The sequence below is a fragment of the Pseudomonas sp. CCI3.1 genome (genome assembly GCF_034313985.1).
Lineage (GTDB): Bacteria > Pseudomonadota > Gammaproteobacteria > Pseudomonadales > Pseudomonadaceae > Aquipseudomonas > Aquipseudomonas psychrophila.
On record NZ_JAVIWO010000001.1, the window covers coordinates 4087265 to 4103352 of the forward strand.

Annotated in this window: 17 protein-coding genes; 10 read left to right on the top strand and 7 right to left on the bottom strand. The window is 55.6% G+C overall.

The window, feature by feature from the left end:
- The first annotated feature begins 11 nt into the window (after positions 1-11).
- Entirely contained in the window at positions 12-1187 is a 1176-nt protein-coding gene (gene uxuA / locus RGV06_RS18770) for a mannonate dehydratase (RefSeq protein ID WP_019823725.1), read from the top strand.
- A 157-nt stretch (positions 1188-1344) separates the two neighbouring features.
- Here the strand turns inward: uxuA and RGV06_RS18775 are convergent, their stop codons facing one another.
- A complete protein-coding gene (locus tag RGV06_RS18775; RefSeq protein ID WP_019823723.1) occupies positions 1345-2232 on the bottom strand; it encodes an SDR family oxidoreductase in 888 nt (295 codons plus the stop codon).
- A 118-nt stretch (positions 2233-2350) separates the two neighbouring features.
- On the opposite strand from RGV06_RS18775, the gene RGV06_RS18780 reads away from it, so the two are divergent.
- Positions 2351-3265, top strand: coding sequence for a LysR family transcriptional regulator (locus RGV06_RS18780; protein WP_019823721.1), 915 nt, complete (start codon positions 2351-2353; stop codon positions 3263-3265).
- Between the two features lie 51 nt (positions 3266-3316).
- On the opposite strand, the gene RGV06_RS18785 is transcribed toward RGV06_RS18780, so the two are convergent.
- A complete protein-coding gene (locus RGV06_RS18785) occupies positions 3317-3769 on the bottom strand; it encodes an Lrp/AsnC family transcriptional regulator (RefSeq protein ID WP_019823719.1) in 453 nt (150 codons plus the stop codon).
- A 168-nt stretch (positions 3770-3937) separates the two neighbouring features.
- Here RGV06_RS18785 and RGV06_RS18790 point away from each other — a divergent pair, with 168 nt between their 5' ends.
- From RGV06_RS18790 to RGV06_RS18800, 3 genes are all read left to right on the top strand, one after another.
- Positions 3938-4555 (top strand): LysE family translocator, encoded by a 618-nt coding sequence (locus RGV06_RS18790; RefSeq protein WP_046808685.1) that lies wholly within the window; start codon positions 3938-3940, stop codon positions 4553-4555.
- Between the two features lie 29 nt (positions 4556-4584).
- Complete coding sequence (locus RGV06_RS18795; RefSeq protein WP_019823716.1) at positions 4585-5145, top strand: DUF924 family protein; 561 nt, start codon at positions 4585-4587, stop codon at positions 5143-5145.
- Positions 5146-5250: 105 nt separating this feature from the next.
- Positions 5251-5640, top strand: a complete 390-nt coding sequence (locus tag RGV06_RS18800; RefSeq protein ID WP_019823714.1) for a c-type cytochrome — start codon at positions 5251-5253, stop codon at positions 5638-5640.
- On the opposite strand, the gene RGV06_RS18805 is transcribed toward RGV06_RS18800, so the two are convergent.
- The gene (locus RGV06_RS18805) at positions 5641-5970 is read right to left on the bottom strand and encodes a hypothetical protein (RefSeq protein ID WP_019823712.1); all 330 of its coding nucleotides are present in this window, start codon (positions 5968-5970) and stop codon (positions 5641-5643) included.
- 146 nt (positions 5971-6116) lie between these two features.
- On the opposite strand from RGV06_RS18805, the gene RGV06_RS18810 reads away from it, so the two are divergent.
- Positions 6117-6488: a hypothetical protein gene (locus RGV06_RS18810; protein ID WP_037031935.1), complete on the top strand. Its 372-nt coding sequence runs from the start codon at positions 6117-6119 to the stop codon at positions 6486-6488.
- A gap of 84 nt (positions 6489-6572) precedes the next feature.
- Here RGV06_RS18810 and RGV06_RS18815 read toward each other — a convergent pair whose 3' ends face one another.
- The 3 genes from RGV06_RS18815 to RGV06_RS18825 all read right to left on the bottom strand — a co-directional run bounded on the left by RGV06_RS18815 (position 6573) and on the right by RGV06_RS18825 (position 9349).
- The gene (locus RGV06_RS18815) at positions 6573-7169 is read right to left on the bottom strand and encodes a LysE family translocator (protein ID WP_322150833.1); all 597 of its coding nucleotides are present in this window, start codon (positions 7167-7169) and stop codon (positions 6573-6575) included.
- A 51-nt stretch (positions 7170-7220) separates the two neighbouring features.
- On the bottom strand, positions 7221-8057 hold the full coding sequence (locus RGV06_RS18820) for an AraC family transcriptional regulator (RefSeq protein ID WP_046808682.1): 837 nt from the start codon (positions 8055-8057) through the stop codon (positions 7221-7223).
- Positions 8058-8380: 323 nt separating this feature from the next.
- Positions 8381-9349, bottom strand: a complete 969-nt coding sequence (locus RGV06_RS18825) for an HNH endonuclease (protein WP_322150834.1) — start codon at positions 9347-9349, stop codon at positions 8381-8383.
- Positions 9350-10172: 823 nt separating this feature from the next.
- Between RGV06_RS18825 and RGV06_RS18830 the strand changes: the two genes are divergently transcribed.
- From RGV06_RS18830 to RGV06_RS18845, 4 genes are read left to right on the top strand one after another with little or no spacing between them, the layout of a single operon-like run.
- The gene (locus tag RGV06_RS18830) at positions 10173-10988 is read left to right on the top strand and encodes a radical SAM protein (RefSeq protein WP_322150836.1); all 816 of its coding nucleotides are present in this window, start codon (positions 10173-10175) and stop codon (positions 10986-10988) included.
- Positions 10985-11584: an AAA family ATPase gene (locus RGV06_RS18835; RefSeq protein ID WP_322150838.1), complete on the top strand. Its 600-nt coding sequence runs from the start codon at positions 10985-10987 to the stop codon at positions 11582-11584. The genes RGV06_RS18830 and RGV06_RS18835 overlap by 4 nt, the downstream gene beginning before the upstream one ends.
- Positions 11585-11592: 8 nt before the next feature.
- Positions 11593-12336 carry a hypothetical protein gene (locus tag RGV06_RS18840; RefSeq protein ID WP_322150840.1) on the top strand — a complete coding sequence of 248 codons (744 nt, stop codon included), beginning with the start codon at positions 11593-11595 and terminating at the stop codon, positions 12334-12336.
- Positions 12326-12928, top strand: a complete 603-nt coding sequence (locus RGV06_RS18845) for a uracil phosphoribosyltransferase (protein WP_322150842.1) — start codon at positions 12326-12328, stop codon at positions 12926-12928. Before RGV06_RS18840 ends, RGV06_RS18845 begins: the two co-directional genes overlap by 11 nt.
- A gap of 321 nt (positions 12929-13249) precedes the next feature.
- Here the strand turns inward: RGV06_RS18845 and RGV06_RS18850 are convergent, their stop codons facing one another.
- Complete coding sequence (locus RGV06_RS18850) at positions 13250-15667, bottom strand: helicase-related protein (protein WP_322151924.1); 2418 nt, start codon at positions 15665-15667, stop codon at positions 13250-13252.
- Positions 15668-16088: the final 421 nt, after the last annotated feature.

The following is a 16088-nucleotide window of genomic DNA, read 5'->3' on the forward strand; positions in this document are numbered from 1 at the left end:
GGGAGATAGACATGGAACAGACTTGGCGTTGGTTTGGCCCCAAAGACCCGATTTCACTGGCTGATGTGCGCCAGACCGGGGCGACCGGGATTGTCACCGCGTTGCACGAAATCCCCAATGGCCAGGTGTGGCCGGTGGACGCGATTGCGGCACGCAAGCAGATGATTGAGGCGGCCGGTTTGACCTGGTCGGTGGTAGAAAGCATCCCGGTTCATGAAGACATCAAGCGCGGTTGCGGGCGCCGTGACGAGTACATCGCCAACTACCAGCAAAGTGTGCGCAACCTGGCGAGCTGTGGCATTGATATCGTTTGCTACAACTTCATGCCGGTCCTGGACTGGACCCGTACAGACTTGGCCTGGGAGATGGAAGATGGCGGCTGGGCACTGCGGTTTGACCAGACCGCATTTGCAGCCTTCGACCTGTTTATCCTTCAGCGTCCTGGCGCACAGGCCGAGTACAGCGCCGAAGATACCCTGCAAGCCAAGGCCTACTTCGACAACCTGACACCGGCCCAGAGCGAGAAGCTGGTCAACACGTTGATTGCCGGTCTGCCGGGTGCCGAAGAGCATTACACCCTTGAAGATTTTCGTGCCCTGCTGCGCACCTACGCCGACATCGACGAAGCGAAGTTGCGTGAGCATCTGGGGCACTTTTTACGTGAAGTGATCCCGGTCGCTGAAGAGTCGGGTGTGCGCATGGCAATCCATCCGGACGACCCTCCGCGGGCATTGCTGGGACTGCCGCGTATTCTGTCTACCGCCGCTGACGCGCAATGGTTGCTGGATGCCGCGCCAAGCCCGGCCAACGGCCTGACCTTCTGCACGGGCTCCTACGGTGTGCGTGAAGACAATGACCTGGTGGCAATGGCCAAGCAATTTGCGCCCTTCATTTACTTCACTCACTTGCGCTCGACCCGTCGCGAGGCGGATCCGCGCAGCTTCCACGAAGCGCACCACCTGGGGGGTGACGTAGACATGGTCGGAGTGATTGGTGCGCTGGTTGCAGAGGACCTGCGACGTGAACGCGAAGGCGGGCCGCGCTTGCCATTGCGTCCTGACCACGGCCATCAGTTGCTGGACGACCAGCACCGCAAGAGTAATCCGGGCTACTCCCTGATCGGTCGCCTCAAAGGGTTGGCCGAAATACGCGGTGTCGAGCTGGCGATGCGTCAACAGCTGGCGTGACCTCACTACCGTGGGAGCGAGCCTCAAGAACGGGAGAGCTTGCGTAAGCTTCCACGGTCGCGTGTACCGGTTCTGCGGCCGCTTCGTCGCAGTGGCGCACCATCCCGAACGCAGCCTCGTTCTATTCGTCAGCGGCAGCGGTGGAGGCGTTCGGGTATCAATACTCAAAAACCTTGCGGTGCTTCTGCACAAAATCTTCCCAGCGGACCGGCTGGCGGCCTGTTATTTCGAAGAAGTTGTCGAAGGTCTCATCAACCCCGGGAATCTGCCCTGCAGCCATGCGTGTGAAGTTGTCCTTTACACAGCTCATGTAAGCCATTTCTGCTCCGGCTGCGCGCATGTTGTCCAAAAATACCTGCGGTGACTGGGCGTTGTAGCTGAAGGGTTGGCCCAGCAGGCGGGTCATGATGGCTGCGATGTCGCCATAAGATTGCACGTCGTAGCCCAGTCGGTAGGTCTGGCCCGCATGTTTGCTCGGGTTAAGCAGTGCTTGTGCCGCTACTCGGGCAACGTCTTCGCCGTCTACCCAACTGAACGGTGTATCACCGGTGTATTGCTCGATGACCCCGGATTTTACGGCCTGGGTGCCATCGTAGCTGAGCAGGTTTTGCATAAAGCACTCAGGGCGCAAGTGGGTGAACGAGAAGCCCGACCACTCAATGTAGCGCTCCACAAACTGGTGCCAGGCCCAATGGCCGATGGTGGTGTCGTCACGTCCGCAGGCGCCCAGATGCACTATGTGCTGTACGCCGGATTTTTTCGCCTGATCGAGAAACGCTTTGCTCTGGCGCAGCATGTCCACGGTGTAGCCGGTGACAAGTAGAGCGCGATCGATACCTTCCAGCGCCGGGGCCAGGGTCTCTTCTTTATCGAAGTCCAGGATGACGGTGCGAATGCCCTGGGCTTCAAAGGGCTGAGCCTTGGCCGGGGAGCGTACAGCTGCGACCAGCGTGATGGTGTCGTCAGCCATCAGGTTGCGCAGGGTATCGCCGCCGATCTGGCCGGTGGCGCCGGTGATTAAAACGGTGGGTTTGTGCGAGGTCATAAATACGCCTGATGCTTGAGTAAGGACTAGGTGCGAAAGCTTACTGGGGAAATGAAAGCGTATTTACGATACATTTTATCGAATCAGATGAACTGAATTCACCAATGGCGGGGCGTGCATGTTTTCTTCCGAGCGCTTGAAGGGTATCGATGTGTTTGTCTGCGTCGCGGACTCAGGCAGTTTCCGGGCGGCTTCCGAGCGCTTGAACCTGACCGCTTCGGCGATCAGCAAGGCCATTGCCCGGCTAGAAAACAGGCTTGGGGTCCGCTTGTTTGAGCGCTCCACCCGACGCCTGGCATTGACCGATGCCGGAACGGCCTTCTATCGAACCTGTACTGGGGTGTTGGCCGAGCTGGAAGAGGCCGAGCTCGCCATGCAGCCTGACAATGCCGAGCCCCAAGGCCGGATCCGCATCGACTTGCCTGCGGCCTTTGGACGTTTGCAGGCGTTGCCGGTGATTTTGCAGTTTGTTCAGAAGCATGCCCTGCTGCTGCCGCACATTTCGTTTTCGGACCGTTTTATCGATCCGATCGAAGAGGGAGTGGACATCGTCGTGCGGGTGGGTGGGCCGGATATCTGGCCTGTTGGGTTGGAGCATCGGTTTCTGGGCCGTGAGCGGCATGTGTTCTGCGCCGCGCCAGCCTATCTGGAAAGCTGCGGGACGCCCCAGACTGATCGCGATCTGGAGCATCATCAGTGCGTCGCCTACGGTCGGGCCGACGGCACGGTCAGCCCGTGGTGTTTTTCCGGCAGTCGACCGGGTGAGACCGAGCGTCGGGTGATGGCTGCCAAGTACATTGTGGGGGATGGTGAAGGGCAGGTGATGACGGTGCTGGCGGGGTGCGGCATTGCCCAGTTGCCCACTTGGCTGATCAAGCAGCACTTGGCCGATGGCTCTTTGGTCGAAGTGCTGCCACACCTGGCAAGCGAAGGGTTGGCAATCAATCTGGTGTGGCCAAAAAGCCGTCAGGGCTTGCCCAAGGTCAGCGCGTTGCTGGATGCCCTCGCCGCCGGGTTGAAGCCGTTGGTGTAAGTGTGGCTGTTTGGCCTGAATTGCCCTCCTGCACGCTGTGGGTTGCCGTTGTTACAACGGCAGCATGCGGTCTTGAATGACCCGCTTCATCACCAGCGTGGAGGTGAGGCGCTGAACGTTGGGCAGCGAGGTCAGACGCTCATCATATAGCTGCTGGAAGGCCGGCAGGTCGGCTGCGACCACATGCAGCAGATAGTCCGGATCGCCGAACAAGCGTTGAGCATCGACGATTTGTGAGGTTTCGATCACGGCAGTTTCAAAGTCAGTAATCGCCTGGCGGGTCACTTCACGCAGGGTCACGAACACCATCGCGGAAAAATTCAGCCCTAACTCGCTGGGCGCCAACAGGGCCCGATAGCCCAGGATCACGCCTGAGTCTTCCAGTGCCCGCACCCGGCGATGACAGGGCGAGAGGCTAAGACCCACCCGTTCTGCCAGTTCCGTAACCGAAAGTCGGCCATCGGCTTGCAGCTGCGCAAGAATCTTTCTGTCAATTCGATCCATGTGGAAGAACCTTCCCTTGTCATGGCGGCTGGTTGGGATAAACGAAAGATAATCCTACCAGCATTTCCTTATTCTTCTTTTGCTCGCTGGCGCTTTTAACGGTGGCAGAGGCAGGGAGCTGCGGCGCCTTAATAACCAACGTGATTCCAGCGAAGAAAGGAAAGTCCTTTGACTCTCAGCGTCTTGGCCGCTTTTTGGGCGGTGTCTTTTTTGTTCATCATCACTCCCGGCGCAGATTGGGCTTACGCGATTTCTGCGGGCATGCGCGGGCGGCTGGTGACGCCTGCGGTGGCTGGCATGTTGTCCGGACACTTGCTGGCCACGGTGATTGTGGCGGCGGGTGTGGGCGGGCTGGTGGCGCGCAACCCGATGGTCCTCACCGCCCTGACGGTTGCCGGGGCCGTGTATTTGCTCTGGCTGGGTGTGTGCATGCTCAGGGACCCTGCGACGCCTCAGTCCGGGGAGGGGCAGGTGTCTGATTCGTGGTCGCGCTGGGCGTGGAAGGGGTTGTGTGTGAGCGGCCTGAACCCCAAGGTGCTGCTGTTGTTTCTTGCCCTGTTGCCGCAATTCACTGACCCGCTTTCAACCTGGTCGATACCCACGCAGATCATTGCCCTGGGTGCACTGCATGCGGTCAGTTGTGCCGTGGTGTATCTCATGGTCGGGTTCAGCGCCCAGGCCGTGTTGCGGACCCGGCCTGGGGCTGCGAAAAACGTCAGCCGGTTGTCCGGCGCGGTGATGGTCTTGATTGCAGTGGTGCTGCTGGCGGAGCAGGCCTACAGTTGAGGCTTGGTCCACTACGTGAGGAAGAAGCCGTGGCAACGAGCAGCAGCGATCAGCAAGCAACGCCCCAAGCGGTCATTGAGTTCTGGAAACAGGCGGGGCCCAAGCATTGGTTCGCCAAGGATGAAGCGTTCGACACCGTTTTTCGCGAGACTTTCTACGTCGCCCACTTTCAGGCCGCCAGGCGCGAGCTTGAACACTGGATGGAGCAGCCCGAAGGTGCGCTGGCGTTGCTGTTGCTGCTTGATCAGTACCCACGCAATTCGTTTCGTGCAACGGCGCACATGTTTGCCACCGACCCGCTGGCACGCTTCTACGCACGTCAGATGATCGATGCCGGCATGGACCAGGAGATTGATGGGTCCTTGCGCATGTTTTGTTATTTGCCGTTTGAGCATTCGGAAAGCAGTGAAGATCAGGAGCTGTCACTGCAACTGCATCACGCGCTTGATCCAAGCGCTTCGGAATGGGCGCAAGAGCACGCCGATATCATCCGCAGATTTGGGCGCTTTCCCCATCGCAATGACGTTTTGGGACGCGAGACCACCGAGCAGGAGCGCAGGTTTTTGAACGATGGCGGGTTTGCGGGTTAAGTGCCGGGCATCCAGGGCCCTGAGGTGTGCGGCTGGGGAAAGGCTCGGCAAGCAGGCATAATCGGCGCCTGCGCCTGAACCCCCTTACTTGATTCGGAGTCACCCATGAAGCCCCAAGCCTTGCTGCCCTTGGCCCTGTTCCTCACTGCCGGATTGTTCAGCACCGGGGCCGCGGCGGCGGGTGATGCACAAGCGGGCGGCAAACTGTTCACCAAAACCTGTGGTGGTTGTCACAGCATCGGGGAAAACGCCCGGAACGGTTTTGGCCCGCACCTCAATGGCGTGATAGGTCGGCTGGCCGGGACCAGCGCCGACTACCAGTACTCCGACGCCATGAAGAACTCCGGCGTGGTGTGGACGCGGGAAAAACTCGCGGCGTATATCGAGGCACCCAAAAAGGTCGTGAGCGGTACGCGGATGATTTTCTGGGGGATCAGCGATCCTGAGAAAATCGAGAACCTGCTGGCCTACATCGAGACATTTCAGGGGCAGTGATTACTGCACGTCTTTCAAGTAGTCCTTGAGCGTCAGCAGCGCAGGGTGCATCTGTTCCAGGGTTTGGGCATTCGTGAATTCGCCGGACAGCCTCAGCAACTCTCGCCCCATGGGCGTCTGCGCACCGCCCAGGGCATCAAGCGCCAGATCCAGACATCGGCCGACTTTGAGCTGGATGGCGTTGATATCGCCATTGCGCAGTTCAAAGGCAAAGACGTCGCGCTGGTAGTCGCTCATGGCCGGATCGTCACGCAATATAGGGCTTGAACCTTCGCACTCATACGCCAGTTTGAGTGAGTAAAGGGCGACTGCTTCCAGTGGCAATTGCATCGAAAAGTTCCTGTGCTGTGATGCCGGGCGGCGATCATCGCTGTTCTGCAGGTGAAAAAAAAGGCTTTGAAATGGCCGGGGCGGGTTTCCAGTATTTATGACAGACCGATGGTACCCTCCGGATATTTCAGGGACGGAGCAAGATGATGCGAAAGATGGCATCAGCCGCAGTGGTTGCAACGGGTTTGCTCGCAGCGAGTGGAGCGTGGGCCTGGACAATGAAGGAGGGCACGATCCAGTTCAGTAACGGCGAAGTGTCTTATTGCCAGAGTTGGGCACTGGATGCGGTTTCCATCATGCTAGGTCGCCAGGAAAACAGGCCCCCTACGTTTGTTTACGATGAATACTATGAGCCTTCGGATGCAACCAGGCAGATGCGCGATGTGTTTGAGCGCGATGCCGAGACGTACCCGATAGAAGAGACAGAAGAAAAGAAATTGGCGGCCGCAGAGAAGTTCGGCAATAACGTCAAGGGTCGTTGCTTCAAGGCCTATATCGAGCGCGTTCCGCAATCCTGAGGGCAATGCTCCGCGGCGGTGCTGCAGGTATTGATATGCCCCGTTGGCCGGGTTAACACATGTTGGAGCCCGGCCACACACGACCTACACCAACACGGTCAGCCAGGCGGACACCAGCAGCAAAAAAGCCAGAGCATGGTTCAAGCGTTTGAAGGCCTTGGGTGAGCCGAACGCCCGGGCACTGCCCACGCCGAGCAACGCCCATACGGTCATGCACGGCAAGGACACCAGCAGAAAGGCCAGCGACAACACCAGCAGCCGTACGGTCTTTTCGCTGTCACCGGTAAACACGCTCACCACCGCGACCGCCATCATCCAGACTTTGGGATTGACCAATTGCAGTGTGGCTGCACCGAACACACTGAGACCATCGTCCTGCGAGGCGGTCGGACCCAGGGACGGCGGCGCGATTTTAAAAATCTGCCACGCCAGCCAACTCAACCAGAGCACCCCGGCCCAGGCCATTGCCTGCTGCACACGAGGAAACTGCAGCAGGGTTTCGCCCACCCCGAGCCCGACGGCAAGCACAATCAGCGTCGCCGTCATGCATGCGCCAAAAATGATGGGCAGCGTGGCAACCAGTCCACGTCGCGAGCTGTGGCTCAACACCAGAATATTGGTGGGCCCCGGGGTTATCGAGGCCACGAACGCAAACAGCAAAAAGGGCAGCAACGATTCCATGGCTCAAACTCCTTGATCAAAAAAGAAGCCATGGTCGCGAGTCAGCAGCAATCAGTCTGGAAGGTTTGAGCAGCGCTTGCGGTAATCCGCTGGCGTGAGTTGGTAAGCGCGACGGAACCAGCGCCCCATATGGCTTTGATCGGCGAACCCGAGGGCGCTGGCCACCTGCACCGGCGACTCGCCCCGCGCCAGCAACTGCCGCGCCTTGGCCAGGCGCAGCTGAATCAAATAGGCATGAGGCGCCAGCCCAAAAGCGGCCTTGAAAGCGCGCGTCAGGCGAAAGCGATCCACCCCACAGGCTTGCGCCAGATCATCCAGCCCGATGTCCTCGCAGACATGGGCATGCAGATAGTCACGCGCCACTTGCGCCACCAATGGCTGGCGCGGATCAAAGGACTGCCGTTTGCGCCAATCAAGGTGGCAAGTGAGTGCCCCCAGCAAGGTATCGATAGTGGTTTGGCGCACAATGCGCAAGTCGCTTTCATGGAGCGCGTGGAACGCTCGTGAAATGGCAGTGGCCAGGCCCGGATCCTGACTCAGCGTATCGGCAAACCCCGGCTGACTGTTGGTTGGTGCGTGCTCGAACAAAGCGTGCAACTCCCGCTCAAGCCAGTGCGGGTCGAGGTAAAGCATGGAATAAGTAAAGCCTTCCTCGGTCGGCGCATGCCCGTCGTGGATCTCACCTGGCTCCAGCATGAAAACCTTGCCCGGCGTACTGAGATGGCGAGCGCGTCTGCAATTGAACTGCTGCACGCCCTGCTCGGTGACCCCCACCAGAAAACTGTCATGCCAGTGCGGATCGTAGGCATGCCCTTTAAAATGGGCACGAATCGATTCAATTCCGGTATCGGCATCCTGGGATAACTCAATCCAGTTGCGTTTATTCACGGAACGCTCCAGAGGGTGGTGATTCAGCTTTGAGCTGTGCGATCGACTAAATTACCGCGCTTTGGAAGACGGCGTTTAGAAGATTTGTGCGGGGTGAGGGTGAGCTAAAAGAGGAGGAGGGGATGAGAAGCGGAGGGCAAATGTCAGGCACAAAAAAACCGGCTCAGTGGCCGGTTTTCCTGTGCTGCGAGTCCTGGTAGAGACTTGCAGGTACTGCTATATGGTGCCCGAGGGAGACTCGTGTGTTCTATATAGACCGTGGCTTGTAGCGATATTTTGTAGTTAGGGATACAGGTAGGGATACATCCTTATGAATGCTGTACTTACAGGTTATCGCTGAGATCCTGCTGAGCTATCAACAAAAGAGATTTGTTCAGGCTTTCGGAATCTGAAGAGAGGTGGGCATCTCTATGGCAATTCGGGCAGAGAGCAACACAGTTGGAAACGCGGTCGCTCACTTTCACACTCAGAATATGATGTACATCCAAAAAGCCTTTGTATGGTCGACTTGCTCCGCACCCAGGCCGCTCGCAACGACCACCGCTTCGTTTTATAACTGCGGTACGTACTTTAGGGTCGCGGGCCCATTTGGAGACATTAGCTGAAAATTGCAGGGCTGCATCACGGCCTAAAAGAGATAGATCCAAGCCTGGCAGGTCACTCATGGAGTCGTCGATATACTTAATTTGGTCTGCAATGAAGGGGCGTTTAGCGAGGTCCTCGACATCGGGCCATTCCCAAAGGATATCTGCAACCCTATGACCCTCATCTGAGCGTTTGTCCATAAGCCAAATTGTTGGACTACCGCCATTTTCTGTGTGGTTTTTCTTGAGGCCTCCTAGCCTACCTTCAGCTATTAGCTTGGCACTTATTAGTCTCTGTTCGTTTAGGACTGCAGCTAGGGCAGTAACAGGAACCAGTGCTGCAAAAACAATGGATGTGCCATCACTCTGCACCAGTAATGAATGTGAAATTCCTTTTGGTGCCTCTCTGCCAACAATCTCCGCAATGGTTTTATCCCAATCCCCGTCGATCAGTCTGGCACGCAGCTGGGCCGCAGAGAATTGCGTATTACGGTCACTCTTCCATCGCCAGCACAGACGAACCCGGGCAGTGAACGTAGTGCCATCAGAGTCTATGGCGGACAGGATTTGTGAATGGCCACTCCTCACATCAGTTACTGAGCTAAAGCCGATTCTTTCAAGGAACGGTTTGAGCATTCCCCGAGTAGCTTTTTCGGCCTCAAAACTAGCAGGGGTACGAAACGCACGTTTAGACGTTACCTGATCCATTAAACCACCGGGATGTGTTGTGGGAGGTAGGAGAATGGCTACCAAAAGATAAAAGGAAGCGTGCAGGCTGGATTCTAATAAAGCAAATGGCTAGAAAGCTGCTGGGGACCCTGAGGTTTGTTATGGCATACGGGGCAGGAAACCCGCGGGATTACGTTAGTGAAAGGGTTCACAGCTTAGTGAACTGGTGAACTGGGTTAACTGTAGTTCACCAGTGCATTTGCACTAAGGATCGGGGGATGCCAGGAGGCCCCGGGGATTGTGTTGCTGATCGTGAACACATAGCTGAGTCAACTGGGTCAACCAGTCAACAATGGTCAACTAACTCTGGAACCCAGCCACTAACGATTTCGTGCGGGTTTCCTGCCCCGTACTTAGCAATAGGTCCCAGGGGCCCCCGGTACTTTTGACGCGCCGGGAAGTATCTCTGCTCCTATCGCTGAAGGCACCACCGATTGGGGCTAGGGGATGGTCTCTCGACAGCGGTGTTACAAGTGTAACGGGTGTTACGGATAAATTTATATATATGATTTTAAAGGTTTTTTTGGTTGTTACATCGCTTTGATTAGTACTCGTAGGTAAGTGTTACAAGAGCTACGAGTGTTACATGTAGTTTCCCCTAGGAGTGGTCGCTATCGACCCCAAGCTTGTAGTTGGTCTGAGGCAGCAGTCGGCCAAGTCAGGCGGCTTCCAGCCAAAAGCAGACATTCGTAAGATGCTACTACAGAGAACTTTTCAGATGTGTCATAGTGCCACTATGCTTTGACAGCAGTGTCGCTTTTGAGCCATTTATAGATAAAACGGACAACAAATGATGCAGCTAATGGAAGAGCTATTTCATATTCAAGAGCTGGAAATATCGATTACGTCAAGCTGCACTTTGGCTTGTGCTCACTGTGGGTTTTTAGTCCCCAAACAGCCTGAGCCGTCCATTGGTGAGCCAGTCACCGAGATCACCCATACACTTGATAACCTATTCAAGGCGGGCGTCCGAGTTAAGAGTCTGGCAATTCTGGGAGGAGAGCCAACTATCGATGGGCGGTTGCTTGAGCGTGTTCTGTCTCGAATTGCCGCCATTGGGATATCAAAGCGCTTGGAAGTGGTCAGCAATGGGTTAACGCCGCGCGGGCTCACCAAATCTTCGCTACAGCAAATCGACCGCCTGAGTATCAGTGTGTATGGCCTTAGTGAGGTCTTTCTCGACCGTTACCGTACATGGATATCCCTTGTTGCCCCTCATGTAGAGCTCATTTCCAGAATGAACGAGGAAGGTTGGGACCCCTGGGTCGATGAGCGCGAAGTCTCCGCTACGCAAGCACAGGCGATGTTTGATAATTGCTGGTATCGGCGCCATTGCGCCACGGTAGAGCGCGGCCGGCTGTACGTTTGCTCGCGTATCGCCAAACTTTCGCGGGACGACGAAGGTTTGGCCATCATGCCCGGAACCACTCTGGATGATGTGCGTGCATATATGAACCGGCCACAGTACCTACCTGCGTGTGCAACCTGCACGCCCATGATGGGGCTGGAACTCGTACCGGCGGGAGTCCAGCCAGATGATCGAATCCCTCGACTGGAGGCACGTGCCATCGACTGGCTCGACTCTGAGATTAGCAACGCGATAGTAAGAATCGTATGAGCCATCACGCGAGGATAATTTACAGCCGTGCTGCAATCTGCGTTGGCGGTGTTCCTGGGGCTGGCAAAACGACTCTACTTCGCAATCATGTGGAATTGGAGGCCCGCGACATGCAAGTCACTGGATCATCCATAGTTAAACAAATTATTGCGCCCTCATCAGTTCATGAGCTTGACGGTTGGCCGTCCGAGCAGCGCCGTGCCGTCCGCGAGCAATCGATCCGCGAGTTGCAGCAGCTACGAGAGCTGTGTACGGGGCGCATGCTTGTTGACGGGCATTTTACCCTTAGAAACCGAGTTTCTGGCGTGCTTGAGCCCATTTTCACACCGGAGGACAAAGCCTTTTTTCAAGGGCTCATACTCATACATCCCCAGCCTGAATCTGTTCTGGCGCAACGAAAAAGCGATGGGCGCGTGCGCAGCACGGAGTCAGTTGTTGATGTTGCCGCGCACATTGAGTTTGAGCTGTATGAGGGGCGCCGGCTTGCCAGAGATATGGGAGTTCCACTGCTGGAAGTGGTCGAGCTTGGTATGCCACAAAGGCTGCAAGCTATGGCTGAATTTCTCAGTAGGATAGCGCCATTGGGCGCGCGATGATGCCTGGCTTGCAAACTCTGAAAGGTCAAGTCCTGCATGAAGAATTGAGAAGGCACATGCCATTGCGTGAGGAGCACTCTTTGGGTGTCTGCCTCGTTGTGGATGCCGATCGGACACTGTGCTCAGAGGACACCGGACGGCTAATCGGACAAGGGTTCGGTGTTAATCGCTCGATTCGGCGTATTTTCGAGCAGTTGGGCTATCAGGATGAGGCGTTCACAGCAGTATCCGCACTGTGGTCTGCTATCCATAAAGAAGCGTATCTATACGAGCTTGAGAGCGTCGCTAACGGTATTCAACTGCGAGCCTGCTGGATGTATATCCTGAATATTCTCACCGACAGAGTTCCCATCTTGGTTTTGACGGCCGGAATTCCTCAAGTCTGGCGGCGCATCTTGTCGAATGCCGGGCATGCCCGTATCCCCGTGTTAGGCGGTTGCCACCTAGAGCTGGATGAATATGCAATATCTGCCCGATCGAAGGGCGATATTGTGAATGCATTAAGAGAGCTAGGATGGAGAGTAATTGCCGCTGGCGACAGCTGTGTCGATCTACCAATGCTTGTAGCTGCGCATGTGGCTTTGTTCGTACCTGATCACAAAGGCAGTCCTGCTTTGCGCAGTGAACTGGCCGTAGTGCCTTCTATCCGTCATCTGCTCGTCGATGACCAGCGCTTTGATGGACTATCCACATGTACGGTTATGGAAGCAGCCAAAATGATTCTTCAGGGAGGTGTTTGGAGTGCTAATTGATCATTCAGATGAACAAATGATGCGCTTGCTCGTTAACGCTACTCGGCAGGCCGAATTGAAGGGGCCTGCTCTGGCTGAGGCGCACCGTGAAGTAGGCAGACGGTTGGCTGGATCGGTCGCGCAGCATCTTATACTAGAAGATGTTGAGATTTGTCATGTCGCTGGTATCTCCACTGGAGTCAGAGTCAAAGTCGGTAGTGAGCCCATAATCGTGGCTGTCATGCGAGCGGGACTTTTTGTTGCTGAAGGAGTCTGGTCCTCCTTGCCTGACAGTTCGTTAGTGCTCCACAGCGATATAACAAGCCTCAACATATCGCCAGTGGGAGGACGCACCGTGATTATCGTGGACAGCGTCATTAATACTGGGCGTTCAATTCGCGATGTTTTGAGTGCCGTAGAGGCGCTTCAACCTACCAGTATTGCCGTCGTAGCATTGGTGGCATATCGAACCAATCTTGAGGCGTTAGTGGATGAGTTCCCTGATGTGTATTTCCATGTCGCACGCCTATCTGACCGCTCCTACATTGGCAAGGGTAGTACAGACACCGGAGCGCGACTTTTCGGTACGACGACCTGGAGTGATGAAGTCTGAGTAAGAGGAAGAGTCTAGTGCTCAACATGTATTGCGTATTTCGGACTAGCGTCTTCTGCTCTCAGGAGCTTGAGTAAATCGGGCATTTGTTTCTGGCCAAAACTGCCCGCTCTGAGTTGTGGATTCAACTGGTCGACACAATACGACTAAATTCTGTGTAAGCAGAAGGTGAATAGCCCCTAGTTTCGTAGACGTTCGGTGACCGCTATCGGCCATAAGCACTCAGTCACCAAAGGCCAAAATCGGTCCTCTACCTGATAGATAATCCGCCTACTTTCCCTAAGTATAGACAGGCGGGGCTTGGGCTAAATTGGATAGACCTTATTGCTGCTGAGTCCAACCTGCCGCTGCCCATTCCAAGTTCTCGGGTATCAGGTAGCGGTTACTGGCATCTGCCAGCCGCTGGTTAGCCATATCTTCTGCGACTTTGAACAGCAATTTGGAGGCTTCAGTATCGGGGCTTAGGGTGCTGTGCTCGGCAGGTGTCACCAGCCATTGGCTGGCTTTTGCAGGGTTCAGTTTGGCTTTGCCGTCGTTAACCTGAATGGCTACAAACTCCTGCCGCATACGTTTGCCCTGAGGGCCTTGCCAGCGAAGCATGGCTCCAAGTAATGCCCCATCGCCGAATTCTGGCTCTTTGAGCATCGCAGCCAAACCACCGAAGTCGTGCTCGCAGGCTTTACCCAGCAGGTACTGCATTAGCTTGGAGTTGAGGTCGAGCATTTGGGTGTCGGGGCGGTTTGCGGCCAGCATGCGATCCAAAGTCACGTCCATACGCAGGGAGGCTTTGGGGGAAATTCCCATGTCGCGCATCACCTGCTCGGACAATCTAATACGCAAAAGCCGCTCTTTATGGCTGCGCTCCGCGAGCTCGATACCCAGTTGTTCGAACATTCCTAGGACGAAGCTGTAGAGATGCTCGACGGTGATTTCCAGCTCGTCGCGTAGCTCGTTGGGGTCGCTGGTGGCGGCGTGCACAAACAGTTCTCGCTGTTTGGCGGCAGCTGTACGTGCCTGTTTTAATGCCTCATCGATACGCTCACGGGTTCGGTCTATGCCGAGTTTTGTGGCTTGTTGCAGGATTTCTTCCACATCTATCAACTCTGCCAACTGACCGAGGATTTCGTCTTTCAGGCCATCATTGAATTCGTGCTGCTGAACCTCGGCCAGGTCAGTCACCACGCTGTCGATCCGCTCGTACATCAGGTCGACGATATTCTGATCCAGGCTGTCAGTTTGCTGGATGTTGAACACAACCACTTTCTTCTTCTGCCCATAGCGATACAGGCGGCCAATGCGCTGTACGAGGCGCATGGGGTTCCAAGGTAGGTCATAGTTGACCATGATGTGGCACTTGCTCTGTAGGTTAATGCCTTCCCCGCCTGCTTCAGTCGAGATCAAAAAACGGCCTTGTTCTTCAAAGCGCTTGATGGCTTCACGCCGTTCGGCATGCTGCATGGAGCCATTGATTAGCTCGACCTGATCACTGCCATAGTGCTCTGCTAAGACATCCCGCAGATAGTTTTGAGTAGTGCGGTATTCGGTAAAAATTAGCACTTTCTCGTTGGGGTTGGCTGCCTGAATTTTGCCGATGATGTCTTCAATAAACAGCTTCAGTTTAAGGTCATTGGCCTTCAACTCAGCAGCCTCAGCAATCAGGTTTTTCAGCAGTTGTACCTCGCCCGCAAAAAACTCACGGGCATCGCTGGTGAACTGTTCTTCCCATTCACCCAAGTAGCGCTCGTCGCTTGGCTCCTCAGTAGAAGTATCGTTTGCTTGATCGTCGAGTAGGCGCTGAAGGCGATTACACAGCGCCCTGTGAATGGCGGCTGCGCTGGAAGCAGCGAGTTTTCGATAAACCGTCATGACGAAACCAATGGCGTTACCTGTGCGGCCTAGTGATTCGCCTGCGTCATAGCCTTTGCGCAGATAGGCTTGAAGGGTACTGTCGAACTCGACGGACTTCTGGCTGCTGCGTACCTTCAAAGCCTTAGTGATCTTGCCTTGGAAGATGAAGTTCCCTTCTGCGTCAGTTACGTCGGCTTTGTGATTGCGGAACACCATATCGTGCAGAATTTCAGGCTTCAGGTTGAGTGCCATCAGTTCGGTACGGCGCTCAGGGCGCAGCAGCTCTAGCAGTGCGACGAACTTGTCCTGCATGCCCTGGTGAGGGGTCGCACTCAGCAACAGCATGTGCTTGGTTTGGCTGCGTAAGTTCTTCGCCAGATCATAGCGTTCAGAGCTGTTCAGCTTTTGTCCGTACTGGCGGCGGCTAAGTCGATGCCCTTCGTCAAAAATCACCAGATCCCAAGGCTCTGCTTGGAGTAGACTTTCCAAGTGACCTTCCTGCTTGAGTCGATCCATGGAGCCGATGACACAGTCGTGCATCTTCCATTGACGGGGTTCATTGATGAAAAAGTCCTCGCCATAGATCTCGAAGTCTTCAATCTTGAACTTGTGATATAGCTCTTCCTGCCACTGCTTGGTCAGGCCTGCGGGGGTGATCAGCAGGATGCGTTTGACGAGGTCTCGTTGCCGCAGCGCATGCAGAAGCATGCCGGTCTCGATGGTCTTACCCAAGCCTACATCGTCCGCAATCAACCAATTGAAGTTGCCGGAGGCGAGGATGTGGTGCACCAAGTGAATCTGATGAGGAAGCGGCTCAATCTCAAGGTGAGAAAGGGCGCCGGTGTTTTCATTCCATACTTTGATGGCATGGGCCAGCATGCGCAGGCGCATGCGTTCCGCATCAACTGCTTCGCCTTTGCTGGTTGTGACAAAGCGATGTTTAACGCCCTTTACCTGGCGCAAATATTGATAGGGCAGCCAATGGCGCTCACCTCGCTCAGGAAAATCAACCAACACTTGCTCGCTGCCTGCCAAGGTGCGCTGCTGCATGATGACGCCCTGCCCTAGTGAGCGAAAACCGCTACCTGGGGTTTCGTCGACCACGTCCATGCCATTTTGAAAGCCCGAGCGCACAGCAGATGCATCGACATAGGCTAGCTTCTTCTCCGGACTGAACCAGTGAACCTGAAGCTGATCTTCGGCCTCTTTAGCAATGGCCATTTTGACGATTCCCCGGCGTTCACTCTGGCCGCTGGGTAATGTTTGGCTGACCCAGCAACCTGGAACGTGGGTAAGTCTGGTGGGCTTCATG